Annotated in this window: 15 protein-coding genes; 6 read left to right on the top strand and 9 right to left on the bottom strand. The window is 70.4% G+C overall.

Annotated features, from left to right (window positions below; translation table 11 throughout):
- Nucleotides 1-150: 150 nt before the first annotated feature.
- The gene (locus tag ASF52_RS14270) at nt 151-1,308 is read left to right on the top strand and encodes an Mrp/NBP35 family ATP-binding protein (protein WP_056173230.1); all 1,158 of its coding nucleotides are present in this window, start codon (nt 151-153) and stop codon (nt 1,306-1,308) included.
- A complete protein-coding gene (gene mobA / locus ASF52_RS14265) occupies nt 1,305-1,964 on the top strand; it encodes a molybdenum cofactor guanylyltransferase MobA (protein WP_056173227.1) in 660 nt (219 codons plus the stop codon). The genes ASF52_RS14270 and mobA overlap by 4 nt, the downstream gene beginning before the upstream one ends.
- Here the strand turns inward: mobA and ASF52_RS14260 are convergent.
- The 5 genes from ASF52_RS14260 to coaD all read right to left on the bottom strand — a co-directional run bounded on the left by ASF52_RS14260 (nt 1,961) and on the right by coaD (nt 5,051).
- Nucleotides 1,961-2,842 carry an EamA family transporter gene (locus ASF52_RS14260; RefSeq protein WP_056174100.1) on the bottom strand — a complete coding sequence of 294 codons (882 nt, stop codon included), beginning with the start codon at nt 2,840-2,842 and terminating at the stop codon, nt 1,961-1,963. The genes mobA and ASF52_RS14260 overlap by 4 nt on opposite strands.
- Nucleotides 2,843-2,955: 113 nt before the next feature.
- Complete coding sequence (locus ASF52_RS14255; protein ID WP_056173222.1) at nt 2,956-3,414, bottom strand: peptidylprolyl isomerase; 459 nt, start codon at nt 3,412-3,414, stop codon at nt 2,956-2,958.
- A 4-nt stretch (nt 3,415-3,418) separates the two neighbouring features.
- Nucleotides 3,419-3,943 carry a hypothetical protein gene (locus tag ASF52_RS23280; protein ID WP_244473822.1) on the bottom strand — a complete coding sequence of 175 codons (525 nt, stop codon included), beginning with the start codon at nt 3,941-3,943 and terminating at the stop codon, nt 3,419-3,421.
- A 17-nt stretch (nt 3,944-3,960) separates the two neighbouring features.
- Nucleotides 3,961-4,506 carry a peptidylprolyl isomerase gene (locus ASF52_RS14245; RefSeq protein ID WP_056174096.1) on the bottom strand — a complete coding sequence of 182 codons (546 nt, stop codon included), beginning with the start codon at nt 4,504-4,506 and terminating at the stop codon, nt 3,961-3,963.
- 44 nt (nt 4,507-4,550) lie between these two features.
- Complete coding sequence (coaD, locus tag ASF52_RS14240) at nt 4,551-5,051, bottom strand: pantetheine-phosphate adenylyltransferase (protein ID WP_056173219.1); 501 nt, start codon at nt 5,049-5,051, stop codon at nt 4,551-4,553.
- Between the two features lie 444 nt (nt 5,052-5,495).
- Here coaD and ASF52_RS14235 point away from each other — a divergent pair, with 444 nt between their 5' ends.
- Nucleotides 5,496-6,635 carry a GGDEF domain-containing protein gene (locus ASF52_RS14235; protein ID WP_056173215.1) on the top strand — a complete coding sequence of 380 codons (1,140 nt, stop codon included), beginning with the start codon at nt 5,496-5,498 and terminating at the stop codon, nt 6,633-6,635.
- A gap of 109 nt (nt 6,636-6,744) precedes the next feature.
- Here ASF52_RS14235 and gyrA read toward each other — a convergent pair whose 3' ends face one another.
- The 3 genes from gyrA to ASF52_RS14220 form a co-directional block, all read right to left on the bottom strand.
- Complete coding sequence (gene gyrA / locus ASF52_RS14230) at nt 6,745-9,495, bottom strand: DNA gyrase subunit A (RefSeq protein WP_056173209.1); 2,751 nt, start codon at nt 9,493-9,495, stop codon at nt 6,745-6,747.
- A gap of 336 nt (nt 9,496-9,831) precedes the next feature.
- Nucleotides 9,832-10,404 carry a single-stranded DNA-binding protein gene (ssb, locus tag ASF52_RS14225; RefSeq protein ID WP_056173207.1) on the bottom strand — a complete coding sequence of 191 codons (573 nt, stop codon included), beginning with the start codon at nt 10,402-10,404 and terminating at the stop codon, nt 9,832-9,834.
- A 213-nt stretch (nt 10,405-10,617) separates the two neighbouring features.
- Nucleotides 10,618-11,658 carry an NADP-dependent oxidoreductase gene (locus tag ASF52_RS14220; RefSeq protein ID WP_056173203.1) on the bottom strand — a complete coding sequence of 347 codons (1,041 nt, stop codon included), beginning with the start codon at nt 11,656-11,658 and terminating at the stop codon, nt 10,618-10,620.
- A 125-nt stretch (nt 11,659-11,783) separates the two neighbouring features.
- Between ASF52_RS14220 and ASF52_RS14215 the strand changes: the two genes are divergently transcribed.
- Entirely contained in the window at nt 11,784-12,179 is a 396-nt protein-coding gene (locus ASF52_RS14215; protein WP_056173201.1) for a DUF4174 domain-containing protein, read from the top strand.
- A 58-nt stretch (nt 12,180-12,237) separates the two neighbouring features.
- Here ASF52_RS14215 and ASF52_RS14210 read toward each other — a convergent pair whose 3' ends face one another.
- Nucleotides 12,238-12,774, bottom strand: a complete 537-nt coding sequence (locus ASF52_RS14210) for a hypothetical protein (protein WP_056173197.1) — start codon at nt 12,772-12,774, stop codon at nt 12,238-12,240.
- A 209-nt stretch (nt 12,775-12,983) separates the two neighbouring features.
- On the opposite strand from ASF52_RS14210, the gene ASF52_RS14205 reads away from it, so the two are divergent.
- On the top strand, nt 12,984-13,778 hold the full coding sequence (locus ASF52_RS14205) for a phosphodiester glycosidase family protein (protein WP_082515343.1): 795 nt from the start codon (nt 12,984-12,986) through the stop codon (nt 13,776-13,778).
- 22 nt (nt 13,779-13,800) lie between these two features.
- Entirely contained in the window at nt 13,801-14,697 is an 897-nt protein-coding gene (locus ASF52_RS14200; RefSeq protein ID WP_056173193.1) for an alpha/beta hydrolase fold domain-containing protein, read from the top strand.
- Nucleotides 14,698-14,701: the final 4 nt, after the last annotated feature.

The following is a 14,701-nucleotide window of genomic DNA, read 5'->3' as shown; positions in this document are numbered from 1 at the left end:
GGCCGCGCGGCCCGGGGTTGCGCTCGCCGCGTCCCCATGCTGTCCCCTTGCGGGCATCCGCGCGCGAAACCCCAGTCCGGGGCGGAGGGCGCCGCCCGTTTCTGCGTCCGGCCCGGGCCCGCCCGCCCGTAGCGCCAAGGAGCCCGAGTGTTGGCGATCACCCGCGACGATGTCCTGAAGATCCTGTCGGCCGTCACCATCGATGCCGGGGGCACCACCCTGCCCGCGTCCGGGCGCCTGTCGCAGGTGGTCGTCGATCCGACGGGCCGGGTGATGTTTTCGATCCTCATCGATCCGAGCGAGGCCGAGCGCTTCGAACCGATCCGCCGCCAAGCCGAGGGCGCGATCCTGGCAACGCCGGGCGTCTCGGGCGTGTTCGCCAGCCTGACCTCGGAGCGCGGCCCCAATCATTCGGCGCAAGGCCCGCATCCGGCGCAAGGTCAGGCCGCGCCGCAGCCGCCCGCCCCCGGTCGGCCCCCCGCCCCGCAGCCGCCCCGCACCGGGCCGGCCCTGCCGGGGGTCCGCCACATCGTCGCCGTGGCCTCGGGCAAGGGCGGCGTCGGCAAGTCCACCACCGCCTGCAACCTCGCCCTCGCGCTCTCCGCCCAGGGCCTCAAGGTCGGGCTGCTCGATGCCGACATCTACGGCCCATCGGTGCCGAAGCTGTTCGGCCTGTCGGGCAAGCCCAAGGTGATCGAGGAGCGTCTGCTCGCTCCCATGGAGGGCTACGGCATCAAGGTGATGTCCATCGGCTTCCTCATCGAGGCCGAGACGGCGATGATCTGGCGCGGACCCATGGTCCAGTCGGCCATCACCCAGATGCTGCGCGAGGTCGCCTGGGGCGATCTCGACATCCTCGTGGTCGACATGCCCCCCGGCACCGGCGACGCCCAGCTGACCATGGCGCAGGCGACACCGCTGTCCGGCGCCGTCATCGTCTCGACCCCGCAGGATCTCGCCCTCATCGATGCCCGGCGCGGCGTCACCATGTTCCGCAAGGTCGCCGTGCCGATCCTCGGCGTCATCGAAAACATGGCGACCTTCGTCTGCCCGAATTGCGGCCACGCCTCGCACATCTTCGGCCATGGCGGCGCCCGCGACGAGGCCGCCCGCCTCGACGTGCCGTTCCTCGGCGAGGTGCCCCTGGACATGACGATCCGCGAGAGCTCGGATGCCGGGCGGCCCGTGGTGGCCGTCGATCCCGACGGGCCGCACGCCAAGGTCTATCGCGCCATCGCCGCCAAGCTTTGGGCGAACCTCAACGGCGCCTCGGCCCCCCGCGCGGCCCCCCGCATCGTCATCGAATGAGGCCCGATCCCGGCGCCGTGCTGGGCGTCGTCCTGGCCGGCGGCCTGTCCCGGCGCATGGGCGGGGGCGACAAGGCCCTGCGCACCCTTTGCGGCCGAACCCTCCTCGACCGGGTGGTGGAGCGGTTCGCGCCCCAATGCGCGGCCGGGCTGATCCTCAACGCCAACGGCGATCCCGCCCGGTTTTCGGAGTTCCCCGGTCCGGTCGTGCCCGACGGCGTGCCGGGCAACCCCGGCCCCCTGGCGGGAATCCTCGCCGCCCTCGATCACGCCGCCCGCCTGCACCCGGGGGTGGGTCACGTGGCGAGCGTCACCGGCGACGCGCCGTTCCTGCCGGTCGATCTCGTCGCCCGCCTGTCGGCGGCCTTGGGCGACGCGTCCATCACTAGCGCCCCGATCGCCGGTTCCCCCATCGCGATGGCGGCCTCGAACGGGCGGGAGCATTTCACCGTGGCGCTCTGGCCCGTCGCCCTGCGGGCGGCGCTTCACGACGCCCTCGTGGTCCGGGCGGAACGCCGGGTCGGCGCCTTTCTGCGCGCCCACGGCGCCGTCCCGGTGGACTGGCCGGCCGAGCCCCTCGATCCGTTCTGGAACATCAACACGCCGGAGGATCTGGCGGCGGCGGAGGCGCGCTTGTCGGATCGGCCGTCGATCTAGGGCCGCCGCCAGCGCGGATACAGCACGCCGATGGCAAGCCCTGTCATGACGAGGGCGGCGGCGCCGATCTTCCAGGCCGGCAGGGGCTCGCCGAGCCAGAGGGCGGAGGCGCCCATGCCGAAGATCGGGACCAGCAGGGCCATGGGGGTGATCAGGGCGGCGGGGTGCCGCGCCAGGAGCCAGCCCCACACGGCGTAGCCGAACAGGGCGTTGCCGACGGATTGCCACAGCACGGCGGCCCAGGTGGCGGCATCGGCCCGCACAAGGCCGTCGCGGATGGCGTCCCAGCCTTCGAGGACGAGGGAGAGGGCAAGCAGCGGCGGCGCCGAGAACAGGCCGCCCCAGATCACGTAGGGCAGCATGTTGCGCACCCCGCTCGCCCGCGCCACCATGTTGCCACCGGCCCAGCTCAGGCCGGCGAGGATCACGAGGCCGAGGCCCAGCGGCGTGGTGGTAGCGTCGGTGTGGCCGGCGATGACCCCGATGCCGGCGACGGCGAGGGCCAGGGCGGCCCATTGGTAGCCGCGCACCCGCTCGCCGGTCAGCCAGATGGACAGGCCGATGGTGAAGAACACCTGCACCTGCACCACCAGGGAGGCGAGACCCGGCGCGATCTCGCTCCGCAGGGCGATGAACAGCAGGCCGAATTGCCCGGCGCCGATGAGCAGGCCGTAGGCGGCGAGATTCTTCCAGGACGCCGCGGGCCGGGCCACGAGGAACACGCCCGGCAGGGCGGCGAGCACGAAGCGCAGGCCGGCGAACAGCAGGGGCGGCAGATGGTCGAGCCCGATGCGGATGACCACGAAGTTCGTGCCCCACACCGCCACGACGGCGAGGGCCAGCAGCAGGTCGCGCGGGGGAAGCGTGGCGGCGTGCATGATCGACTCGCTTCCGACGCGCCGGAATACCCGGACGGCGCGCGACTCCGAAACGCGAAGGAGGGCCCGCACGCCTGGCGCGCGGACCCTCCCCGATGCGGAACCCGTCGGGTTCAGGCGGCCGAGACGGTCGCCTTGACGATCTTGTCGGGGGAGCGCGGCGGCTCGCCCTTGTTGAGGGTGTCGACGATGTCCATGCCCTCCGTCACCTTGCCCCAGACGGTGTACTGCTTGTCGAGGAAGCGGGCGTCGCCGAAGCAGATGAAGAATTGCGAATTGGCCGAGTGCGGGAAGTTGGTGCGGGCCATGGAGCAGGTGCCGCGCACGTGCGGCTCGGCGTTGAACTCGGCATTGAGGTCCGGGAGGTCCGAGCCGCCCGAGCCCGTGCCCGTGGGATCGCCGGTCTGGGCCATGAAGCCGTCGATGACGCGGTGGAACGGCACGCCGTCGTAGAAGCCCTGGGCCGCGAGGGTCTTGAGGCGCTCGACGTGGTTGGGGGCGAGGTCGGGGCGGAGCCCGATGACGACGCGGCCCTTGGTGGTCTCGAGGGTGAGGGTCTCGGTGTCTGCCATGGGTCTAGATTCCTTGTCCTCTGGGTCCGTGATGGATGAAGCGGAGCGCGATGGGACGCCCCGCGATGGCCGCCCCGAGGGCGGCCGTGACCCGCGCGGGCGTGCAGCGCCGGATCGCCGAAACGGCGGCCTCCGCCAGCAGGGCACGCGCCCGCCCGTCGCCAGCTTCCGTCGCGAAGGTGACGCGCGGGGTTCCGATGACCGATCCGTCCCGGCGAAGGGCGAACCGGGCGGTGATCTCCGTGCGCTCGAAGCGGGCGAGGCCTTCCGGCACGATCCAGCAGGCGGCGAGCGCGGGATAGAGATCCTTGAGGGTGTCGAGGCGCTTGCCGTCGGGGGCCTGCGCCATTCCATTCTCGGTCATGCCGTTCGAGGTTGTGCCGTGCCGGGACGGGACCTGCACGGTGCCCCGCAGGGTCTCGGGCAGGGTGAGCGGGCCCGTCGAGGGCGCCGATTCCGCCCCGACAGTGCCGAGCGGCAGCGCGAACGCGAGGCTACAGAACCCCCAGGCCCGGCCGACGCCCGCCATGCCCCGCGCCCCCCGGATTACTTCGCGCCCTGGGCCAACTGCATCTTCACGATCTTGTCGGGATCCTGCACGGCGCCGCCGGCGGCACCGGGGGCCGCCTTCTTGATCTTGTCGACGGCGTCCATGCCGGACGAGACGAGACCCACGACGGTGTACTGGCCGTTGAGGAACGGCGCATCGCCGAGGCAGATGAAGAACTGCGAATTGGCCGAATTCGGCTCGGACGAACGCGCCATGCCGAGGGTGCCGCGGCGGAACGGGGTCTGCGAGAACTCTGCCGGGATGTTGGGCAGGCTCGAACCGCCGGTGCCGTTGCCCTTCGGGTCTCCGGTCTGGGCCATGAAGCCGTCCATGACGCGGTGGAACTTGAGGCCGTTGTAGAAGCCCTGCTTGATCAAAGTCTTGATCTGCGCGACGTGCTTCGGCGCCAGATCCGGGCGCAACTCGATGGTGACGCGACCGTCCTTGGTGTCGAGGAACACGGTGTTCTCGTCCGCCGCCAGCGCCGCGGGCGCCGTGCCGAGGAGGGCGGCGACGGCCAGGAGGGCGATCCGGCGATTGATTCCGAAGTTCATGAGCGGGTGTTCTCTCTTCAGGCGAAACAGGATCAGGATCCGGCGAAACGTCGTGCCAGGCGCTCGGCCACCAGGGCCGGCACGAAGGGCGAGACGTCGCCGCCCATGGCGGCGATCTGGCGGACCAGGGTCGCGGTGATGGGGCGGACGCCGGTGGAGGCCGGCAGGAACACCGTCTGGACTTCCGGCGCCATCGCGCCGTTCATGCCGGCGAGCTGCATCTCGTAGTCGAGGTCGGTGCCGTCGCGCAGGCCCCGGATGAACAGGGTGGCGCCGTGGCGCCGGGCGGCGGTGACGGCGAGGTCGTCGAAGGCGACGATCTCCAGGCGCGCACTCTCCGCCTCCGCCAGCGGCGTGCAGGTGTCGCGCAGGAGGTCGGCCCGCTCTTCGGCGGTGAACATCGGGGCCTTGCCCGGATGCACCCCGATGGCGATGACGAGGTGCTGCACAAGCCGGCACGCCTGACGAATCACGTCGAGGTGTCCGTTGGTGACCGGGTCGAAGGAGCCGGCGTAGAGCGCGGTGCGGATCATCGCGGCCCGGGGTAGAGCATTTTTCGCCCGAACGGAACCGGGGCCCGGTCGATCGGTGGGCGAGGCCGTCCAAGCGGGTGCGGTTCAACCGGATCGGCCGTGACCAAGACCTCGTCGGATGTTCGCGAACCGCCGATGGATGTCGGATGGCTATCGAGTGCGACCCGGTCGCGGATCAGCCTATTGCCCCATGCCGGTGCGCCGGTCTCGCATGCGAACGGCATGATCAGGCTGCCGCATTCGTCTTCGCAGACGTTCCGACGCGCGGGATCGACCGCCGAGGGTACGAATCCGCACGATCGTCTATACCTCGTGGTGTGAATGTTAACCCAACACATGCGAGCGGTGAAGCGCGGCCAGCACCCGGTGAGCCGCAGGAGAGTCGTGGACGGCGGACCCCGGTTTCGCCGCCCGCGGGCCGTCCCACCGCCGCCGAGTCGCTCCATGCGCAACGATCCCCTGCTGTTCAGCCTGCCCCGTTGGCGCGTCACGCGGTGGCTCACCGATGCGGGGCGCGACGTTCCGGACGAGATCCGCGCCGCCCTCATCGCGAGCCTGTTCGGCACGCTTCCGATCTTCGCCGGGGGCGTCCTGAACACCCTGACGGTGTCGATGCTGGTCGCCGTCCGAATCCCGCAGCCGCACTTCGTGGTCTGGTGCGTTCTCGAATGCGTCATCTGCCTCGTGCGGCTCGTCGTGTTGGTTCAGGCTCGGCGGGCGGCGGCCAGGGGGGGCGAAACCCCCACGGACCTCTACATCCTCCTCGGCCTCGCCTGGGCGGCGAGCGTCGGCTACGGCACCCTGATCAGCCTCATCAGCGGGGATTGGGTGGTGGCGACCCTCGCGTGCCTCTCGGCCGCCGCCATGGTTGGCGGCATCTCGTTCCGCAACTTCGGCGCGCCCCGCCTCGCCGGCGCGATGATCGTGCTGACCCTCGGCTCGTGCTGCCTCGGCGCGCCGTTCACCGGCGAGCCGGTCCTGCTGATCACCTTCCTGCAGATTCCGTTCTATCTCGCCAGCATGAGTGCGGCCGGCTTCCGGCTCAACAAGATGCTGGTCGCCACCATGCGGGCCGAACGCGAGAACGCGTTCCGGGCGCAGCACGACAGCCTGACGGGGTTGGCGAACCGGTTCGGCCTCGCGGACGCCATGGCGGGGCGGCAGGATCGCCCGACGGCCCTGTTCTACCTCGACCTCGACGGGTTCAAGGCCGTCAACGACACCTACGGCCACGGCATGGGCGACCAGCTCCTGCAAGCCGTCGCCGATCGCCTGCGACAGGCGGTGGGACCGCACGACGTCATCGCGCGGCTCGGCGGCGACGAGTTCGTGGTCCTCGCCGATGCGCTCGCCCCGGAGGCGCTGATCATGTTCGGCGAGCGGCTCGCGGCGCGCATCTCGGTACCGTACGGCCTCGGGCGCGACCGCACGGCGACCATCGGAGTCAGCATCGGCATCGCCGCGTCGCCCCAGGACGGCACCGGTCTCGCGAGCTTGGTCTCCGCCGCCGACGCGGCGCTCTACGAGGCGAAGGCGCGGGGCAAGGCCCGCTGCACCCTCGCCTCCCCGCGCAGGGCGGCTTGAGCCCACACCGACGTCCGCCTTCCTGCCCCCGAGGCCGCATCCCCGCCATCCCGACGGGGCCCGAACCCGTCCCGGACCCCCGTCGCCATGACGACGGGGGTCCGGGCGATCACATTGCGGCTTCGCCCGTGATCTCGCCGGGGGCGTCGCCCGCCTCGTCCTCGCCCTCGATGTGCTCCACCGAGACCACGCGCTCGGTCTTCTCGGTGTTGAACACCGTGACGCCCTGCGAGGCGCGCCCGACGATGCGGATGTCGTCCACGGGCACGCGGATGAGCTGGCCCGCATCGGTGACCAGCATGATCTGGTCCGAGGGCTGCACCGGGAAGGAGGCCACCAGGGTGCCGTTACGGGCGTTGACCCGCATGGCCGTGATGCCTTTGCCGCCGCGTCCGGAGGTACGGTACTCGAACGACGAGCTACGCTTGCCGAAGCCGCGCTCGGACAGTGTCAGCACGAACTGCTCGTGGGCGCCCATCTCGTTGTAGCGCTCGAGGGAGATCGCACTCGCCTCCTGGACGCCTTCTTCTGCCTCCGTGCTCGCCTCTTCGCCTTCCGTGCCGTCGCCGATGACGGCCCGGCGCATCTTGAGGTAGCCGGCTCGCTCCTCGGGGCTGGCCTCGAAGGAGTTGAGGATCGTCATGGAGATGACGCGATCGTCCTTGGCGAGGCTGATGCCGCGCACGCCGGTGGAATCGCGCCCCTTGAACACCCGCACGTCCTCCACGGGGAAGCGGATGCACTGCCCGTCCTTGGAGGTGAGGAGCACGTTCTGGTCGGCCCGGCAGATCTCCACGTGGACGATGTGGTCGCCCTCATCGAGCTTCATGGCGATCTTGCCGGCGCGGTTCACCTGCACGAAGTCCGAGAGCTTGTTGCGCCGCACCCCGCCGCTGGCGGTGGCGAACATCACGTCGAGGGTCTCCCACGACGCCTCGTCCTCGGGCAGCGGCATGATGGTGGTGATGCGCTCGGTGCCCGCATCCATCGCGAGGATGTTGACGAGGGCCTTGCCGCGGGCGTTCGGCGCCGCCATGGGCAGGCGCCAGACCTTTTCCTTGTAGACCTGACCCATGTTCGAGAAGAACAGGATCGGCGTGTGGGTGTTGGCCACGAACAGGCGGGTGACGAAATCTTCGTCGCGGGTCGCCATCCCTGAGCGTCCCTTGCCGCCCCGACGCTGGGCCCGGTAGGTGGAGAGCGGCACGCGCTTGACGTAGCCCGCATGGGACACGGTCACCACCATGTCCTCGCGCTGGATAAGGTCCTCGTCCTCGACGTTGGAATCCCAATCGAGGATCACCGTCCGGCGCGGCGTGGCGAAGGATTCGCGGACCTCGGCGAGCTCGTCCTTGACAATGCCCATGATGCGCGGGCGCGAGCGCAGGATGTCGAGGTAGTCGGCGATCTCATCGGCGAGCTTCTGCAACTCGTCGCCGATCTCGTCGCGGCCGAGCGCCGTGAGGCGCTGCAGGCGCAGGTCGAGGATGGCGCGGGCCTGCACGTCGGACAGGCGGTAGCTGTCGTCGTCGTTGATGCGATGACGCGGGTCGTCCACCAGCGCGATGAGGGGCGCGATGTCCTTGGCCGGCCAGTCGCGGCCCATGAGGGCCTCGCGGGCGGAGTTCGGATCAGGCGAGGTCCGGATGAGGCGGATCACCTCGTCGATGTTGGCGACCGCGATGGCGAGGCCGCACAACACATGGGCGCGCTCGCGGGCCTTGTTGAGCAGGAACTTGGTCCGCCGGGACACCACCTCTTCGCGAAAGTCCACGAAGGCCTGGAGCAGGTCCTTGAGGTTCATCAACTCGGGGCGGCCGCCGTTGAGGGCGACCATGTTGCAGCCGAACGACGATTGCAGGGGCGTGAACCGGTAGAGCTGGTTCAGCACCACGTCCGCCATGGCATCGCGCTTGATCTCGACGACGATGCGCATGCCGTCGCGGTCGGATTCGTCGCGCAGATCCGAGATGCCCTCGACGCGCTTCTCCTTCACCAGCTCGGCGATTTTCTCCATGAGCGTCGCCTTGTTCACCTGATACGGGATCTCGGTGAAGATCAGAGCCTCGCGCTCCTTGCGCAGTTCCTCGACGTGGGATTTCGCCCGCATGATGATGGAGCCGCGCCCCGTGGCGTAGGCCTGGCGCGTGCCGGCCCGGCCGAGGATCGAGCCGCCGGTGGGGAAGTCGGGGCCGGGGACGATCTCGGTCAGTCCCTCGATGGACAGGCCCGGATCGTCGATGAGGGCGACGCAGGCGTCGATGAGTTCGCCGAGGTTGTGCGGCGGGATGTTGGTGGCCATGCCCACCGCGATGCCGCCGGCGCCGTTGGCGAGCAGGTTCGGGAAGCGGGCGGGAAGAACCGTCGGCTCTTCACGCGACTCGTCGTAGTTCGGCTGGAAATCGACGGTGTTCTTGTCGATATCGGCCAGGAGCGCGTTGGCGGGCTTGGCGAGACGCGATTCGGTGTAGCGCATGGCCGCCGGCGGATCGCCGTCGACGGAGCCGAAATTGCCCTGCCCGTCGATGAGCATGAGCCGCATCGAGAAGTCCTGCGCCATGCGCACCAGGGCGTCGTAGATCGATTGGTCGCCGTGCGGGTGATAGAGACCGATGACGTCGCCGACGATGCGGGCCGACTTAACGTACTTGCGCTCGGGCAAGTGCCCGCTCTCGTAGGCCGAGTACAGGATGCGCCGGTGCACGGGCTTGAGCCCGTCGCGGGCATCGGGCAGCGCCCGGCTCACGATCACGCTCATGGCGTAATCGAGATAGGACCGGCGCATCTCGTCGACGATGGAAACCGGCTTGATGTCGGAGGCGGGGGGCGCTCCGGCGCCGGGAATGTCGTTCTCTGCCAAGGCTCTGGATCTCTGCCGGGTGGGCGCCCGAAGCGCGGGGCGTCGATGGACGACGACCCCTCACGGGGAACTTTTGGGGTGCCGGATCGTCGTCTCGGCTCGCCTGGGCGAACCGGCCTCGACCGGCCTCACCGCCCCGTATACCCGATCCGTCCGGCCCTCGCCACAGAGCGTCGCCTTGCGCGCACGGGAAAGCCGTGGACCCGCAACGGCTTGTGGTGGACGGGCGCGGCCTGATCCCGGGCCCCGACGATGTCGCCCGGGCGAAGGGGTTTCCACCCGTGGAATCGAAGAGGGCGCGGCCCCGTCCGGTGCCGCGCCCTCTTCGTAAAAGACCTAGAACGGGATGTCGTCGTCGAGGTCGTAGTTCGGCTTGGAGCCACCGCCGCTCGACGGGGCCGGGCGCCGGTCGCCGCCGCCGGAGGGACGACCGCCGCCGGAGGCGCGGCCACCGCCGCCGCTACCGTAATCCCCGCCGCCACCGCCATAATCGCCGCCACGGCTGATCTGGCCGCCGCCCTCCTCGTCGGCGCCTATCTCGCCGCCGGCGCCGCCCGAACGGCCGTCCAGCAGGGTGAGCTCACCGCGGAAGCGCTGCAGCACCACCTCGGTGGTGTACTTCTCGACGCCGGACTGGTCGGCCCATTTGCGGGTCTGGAGCTGGCCCTCGATGTAGACCTTCGAGCCCTTGCGCAGGTACTGCTCGGCGACGCGGGCGAGGTTCTCGTTGTAGATCACCACCGCGTGCCACTCGGTCTTTTCCTTGCGCTCGCCCGACATCTTGTCCTTCCAGGACTCCGATGTGGCGATGCGCAGGTTGACCACGGGATCGCCGGAAGCGAGGCGTCGCGTCTCGGGATCGCGCCCGAGATTGCCCACCAGAATCACCTTGTTCACGCTGCCGGCCATGCCGCTCTCTCCTCTCGATCGATCTCACCGCGCGCCGAAGCGCTGCCCGGCCCGGTGACGGGCCGAACCGCACTCGACGCCGCCTGTCATGGGCCGTCCCGAAGGCCCCGGCAATCATCGCGGGCGGGTTGTCCCCGTGACTCACGGGGTTCCGCCGCGTCACTGATGTTCTACATTCGTTCTCAAGCGTCGGCAAGATTCGGAGGGACCGACTCAGGCGATTCTCACCAGCAGCTTACCGAAGTTGCGGCCCTTCAGAAGTCCCGCGAAGGCGGTCGGGGCGTTCTCCAGGCCGTCGACGATGTCCTCCCGGTGGACGATGCTCCCCTCGCGGAGCCAACCGCCGACCTCGCGCAGGAACTCGGCCTCCTGATCGGCGAAGTCCCAGACGATGAAGCCCTGGAGGTGCAGCCGCTTCGACAGCACCGCCCGCATGAGGAGCGGGATGCGGTCGGGGCCGGGCGGCAGGTCCGTGGCGCTGTAGCCCGAGACGAGGCCGCAGACGGGAATGCGCGCGAAGGTGTTGAGCAAGGGCAGCACCGCGTCGAACACCGCGCCGCCGACATTCTCGAAATACACGTCGATGCCGTCCGGGCAGGCCGCCGCGAGGGCGTCGGGAAAGTCATCGGCGCGGTGGTCGAGCGCCGCGTCGAAGCCGAGAACGTCGCGCAGGTAGGCGCATTTCTCGGGACCTCCGGCGATGCCGACGGCGCGCGCGCCCCTGCGCTTGGCGATCTGTCCGACGAGGGAGCCGACGGGCCCCGTGGCGGCGGCCACCACAACGGTCTCGCCGGGCTTCGGGGCGCCGATGTTGAGGAGGCCCGTATAGGCGGTCATGCCCGGCATGCCGAGAACGCCGAGCGCGGTGCTCACGGGCGCCGCGGCGGGGTCGAGCTTGCGCAGGCCCTTGCCGTCCGAGGTGGTGAAATCCTGCCAGCCGCCGAAGCCCACCACGGTCTCGCCGACGGAAAAATCGGGATGGTGCGAGGCGACCACCTCCGCCACCGTGGCGCCCACCATGGTGTCGCCGATGGCCACCGGCTCGGCGTAGGATTTGGCCGCGCTCATGCGCCCGCGCATGTACGGATCGAGGGACAGGATGCGGTTGGCAAGCAGCACCTCGCCGTCGCGCGGCGTCGGCACCCGGCCCTCCTCCAGGCGGAAATGGCTCTCGTTCGGCTCGCCGTGCGGACGGGCGGCCAGGACGATGCGGCGGTTGACGGTGCCGGCGGTCGGGTTCGTCGCTTGGGTCATGGGCAATCTCCGATCTTGAACGCTGTCCCGAGGTTCGGCAAATGGGGCCCCGGGCGGGGAAGGCAAATCGGGTCCTCGCGCGTTGACGGACGTGCAGGTACGGACGTGCAGACGAGGAACGCGCGATGGTTCGGGGGCTGTTGCTGATGGGAATGGTGCTGATGGGCGGCGGGGCGAGGGCGGCCGAGAATCCCCTTGCGGCTCATTACTGGAAGGCCCGCGTGGTGGTGATGTCGGCCCCCGGGCCGGACGATCCGCACCTGATGCGCCAGCGCGCGCTCCTGGCGGCGGTGCCGGACGGGGTGCGCGACCGCGATCTCGTGGTTCTGGAGGCGGTCGGCACCACCGCCGAAGCGCGGGGCCTGCGCGCGCGCCTCGGCCTTCCCGATGCGTCGTTCCGGGTGGTGCTCGTCGGCAAGGACGGGGGGACGAAGCTCGACGCCGCCGCGCCGCTGCCCGCCGAGACCCTGTTCGCCACCATCGACGCCATGCCGATGCGGCGGGACGAGATGGGGCGCTGAAACGAAGAAGGGGACTGCCCGCAGGCAGCCCCCCTGTGTCGCGACCGGGTCTCTGTGCTCAGTAGCAGCGTTCGACCAGCACCCGGCGGTAGCCGTAAGGCGTCCAGCGCACGCGCGGGACCGTGTAGCAGCCGCCGCCGTAGCCGACGTCGTAGGCACCGTAGCCCACCGGGGCGTATCCGCCACCGTAGCCGTAGCCGTAACCCGGGCCGTAGCCGCCGTAGAGACCGCCCGCCGCGAGGCCGAGGCCCACACCGAGGCCGAGGCCCCCGAGCCCGTAGCCGTAGCCGCGTCCGAACCCGCGACCGCCGTAGAAGCCGCCGCGATGCCCGTAGAACCCGCCGCGGTAACCGCCGAAGCCACCGCGGTAGCCGCCGAAACCGACGCCGCGATACCCACCGAACCCGCCCCGGAAGCCACCGCCTCCGAAACCGCCGCGGAAGCCACCGCCGCCGAAACCGCCACCGTGGAACCCGCCACCGTGGAACCCGCCGCCGTGGAACCCGCCGCCGTGGAAGCCGCGCGCCTCCGCCGTCGCCGGGATCATCGCGAGGGCGCCGATCATCGCCGCCGAGGCCAGAACAACTCGTTTCATCTCACACTCTCCGAGAGATACCGTTGCGTCCCCCAACGGCACAGGAACGCGGAACGCCCTGCAACGGTTCAGCGAGCGATCCGTTTTGCCGCAATCGTGAAGGCGCACGCCCCGCCCGGCCAATCGGCGCGCCGGGCGACTTGAAAACCGTGCCGCTTTCGGGCGAGGAAGCGCGTCCCGGCTCTCCTCCCGGCCGCAAGGGTTTCGCGATGCACGGTCTCGCCCTTCAGGATGCCGCCTGCCGGACGCGGCGATGGCTTGCTCCGGCCCTCGCCGCATTCCTGGCCTGCACGGCTTCGGTCTCCGCCGCCCCCGCCCCCGCTTCGCCCCCCGCCGCCGCGCCGTGCAGGCCGGTCCAGGCCGAGGGCGAGACCTACACGGTCTGCACCGTCGATCTGCGCCGCGAGAAGGTTCGGCTGTTCTGGCGCGGCCCCGACGGGCAGCCCTACTCGTCGCTCTCGACCCTCGGCGACAGGCAGGGCCCGTCCCTGCGCTTCGCCATGAATGCCGGCATGTACGACAAGGATCAGGCCCCGGTCGGCCTCTACGTCGAGGAGGGGCGCGAGCTGAAGGGCGTGTCCACCGCCAACGGCCCGGGCAACTTCCACCTCAAGCCCAACGGCATCTTCTACGTGAAGGGCGACCGCGCCGGCGTCCTCGACACCACCCGCTATCTGCGCGTCAACCCGAAGCCCGATTTCGCCACGCAATCGGGGCCGATGTTGGTGGTGGACGGCCACATCCACCCCAAGATCTCCAGCGACGGGCCGAGTCAGAAGATCCGCAACGGCGTCGGCGTGCGCGACGACGGTCGCACTGCCGTGTTCGCCATCTCCGAGCGCCCCGTGAGCTTCGGCGCCTTCGCGCGCCTGTTCAAGGATGCGCTCGGCTGCCGCAACGCCCTGTTCCTCGACGGCAGCGTGTCGAGCCTCTACGCGCCGTCCATGAACCGCTCCGACCTCAGTCGGCCCCTCGGGCCGATGGTCGGTGCCGTGACGCGGTAGGCGGGCGGAGACGCGATCCGTCGTGCCGAGCCTCGCCGCCCACGCCCTCGCGCTGCTCATTCGCCTCACGGGCGGTCGGCGCAAGTTCGCCCGTGCCGACGTGACGCCGCGGGAATTCCTCGGTTTCGATCCGAAGCCCGCCCTCCCCCCGCGCACCCTGCGCCGCCGCCTAGACGTCGGGCAGACGCTGCAGGACGGCCACGCCGTCTACACCGTCATGCCGCGCGGGCGGGCGCCGTCCTGCACGGTGATCTACTTCCACGGCGGCGCCTACGCTGCGCCGATCACCCGAATTCATTGGTGGTTCGTCGCCCGCCTCGCCGAGCGCCTCGGAGTGCGGGTGGTGGTACCGCTCTATCCCCTCGCGCCCGCCCACACCTGCGCCGAGACGATCCCGTTCGCCCTCGCACTCTACCGCAACCTGGTCGCCGGTGACCCTATGGGCCGGGTGATCGTCATGGGGGATTCGGCCGGCGGCGGCCTGGCCCTGGCGCTAGCCCAGCAGGCGGTGGCGGCGGGCCTGCCCGCGCCGGGCGGCCTCGTCCTCATCTCACCATGGCTCGACGTCACCCTGAGCGATCCGGAGCAGGCCGCGATCGAACCCCGCGACGTGATGCTGATGCGCCCCGGCGCCCGCGCGGCCGGCCGCTGGTACGCCGGCGCCCTGCCCGTCACCGACCCCCGCGTCAGCCCGCTCTTCGGCTCCTTTGCGGGCGTGCCGCCGATCCTGATGTTCTGCGGCGGTCACGACATCCTCGTCACCGATGCCCGCCGCCTCGCCGCACGCACGGGCTGCGAGGTGATCTATCACGAGGAGCCCGGGTTGATGCACGTGTACCCGATCCTCAGCGTTCTGCCGGAGGCGCGGGCGGCGCAGGATTGGATCGCCGGCTTCGTCGAGCGGGTGCTGTGGGATTGAGCGC

Origin of the sequence: Methylobacterium sp. Leaf112 (assembly GCF_001423295.1) — a bacterium.
GTDB lineage: Bacteria > Pseudomonadota > Alphaproteobacteria > Rhizobiales > Beijerinckiaceae > Methylobacterium.
The sequence above is the reverse complement of the archived record's forward strand: the minus strand, read 5'-3'. Positions and strand labels throughout refer to the sequence as shown.

What these genes read in the sequence shown, in the direction of transcription:
- mobA (WP_056173227.1), top strand. Translation starts at nt 1,305, where the DNA reads ATGAGGCCCGATCCCGGCGCCGTGCTGGGCGTCGTCCTGGCCGGCGGC.
- ASF52_RS14260 (WP_056174100.1), bottom strand. Translation starts at nt 2,842, where the DNA reads ATGCACGCCGCCACGCTTCCCCCGCGCGACCTGCTGCTGGCCCTCGCC.
- ASF52_RS14255 (WP_056173222.1), bottom strand. Translation starts at nt 3,414, where the DNA reads ATGGCAGACACCGAGACCCTCACCCTCGAGACCACCAAGGGCCGCGTC.
- ASF52_RS23280 (WP_244473822.1), bottom strand. Translation starts at nt 3,943, where the DNA reads ATGGCGGGCGTCGGCCGGGCCTGGGGGTTCTGTAGCCTCGCGTTCGCG.
- coaD (WP_056173219.1), bottom strand. Translation starts at nt 5,051, where the DNA reads ATGATCCGCACCGCGCTCTACGCCGGCTCCTTCGACCCGGTCACCAAC.
- ASF52_RS14235 (WP_056173215.1), top strand. Translation starts at nt 5,496, where the DNA reads ATGCGCAACGATCCCCTGCTGTTCAGCCTGCCCCGTTGGCGCGTCACG.
- ssb (WP_056173207.1), bottom strand. Translation starts at nt 10,404, where the DNA reads ATGGCCGGCAGCGTGAACAAGGTGATTCTGGTGGGCAATCTCGGGCGC.
- ASF52_RS14220 (WP_056173203.1), bottom strand. Translation starts at nt 11,658, where the DNA reads ATGACCCAAGCGACGAACCCGACCGCCGGCACCGTCAACCGCCGCATC.
- ASF52_RS14215 (WP_056173201.1), top strand. Translation starts at nt 11,784, where the DNA reads ATGGTTCGGGGGCTGTTGCTGATGGGAATGGTGCTGATGGGCGGCGGG.
- ASF52_RS14210 (WP_056173197.1), bottom strand. Translation starts at nt 12,774, where the DNA reads ATGAAACGAGTTGTTCTGGCCTCGGCGGCGATGATCGGCGCCCTCGCG.
- ASF52_RS14205 (WP_082515343.1), top strand. Translation starts at nt 12,984, where the DNA reads ATGCACGGTCTCGCCCTTCAGGATGCCGCCTGCCGGACGCGGCGATGG.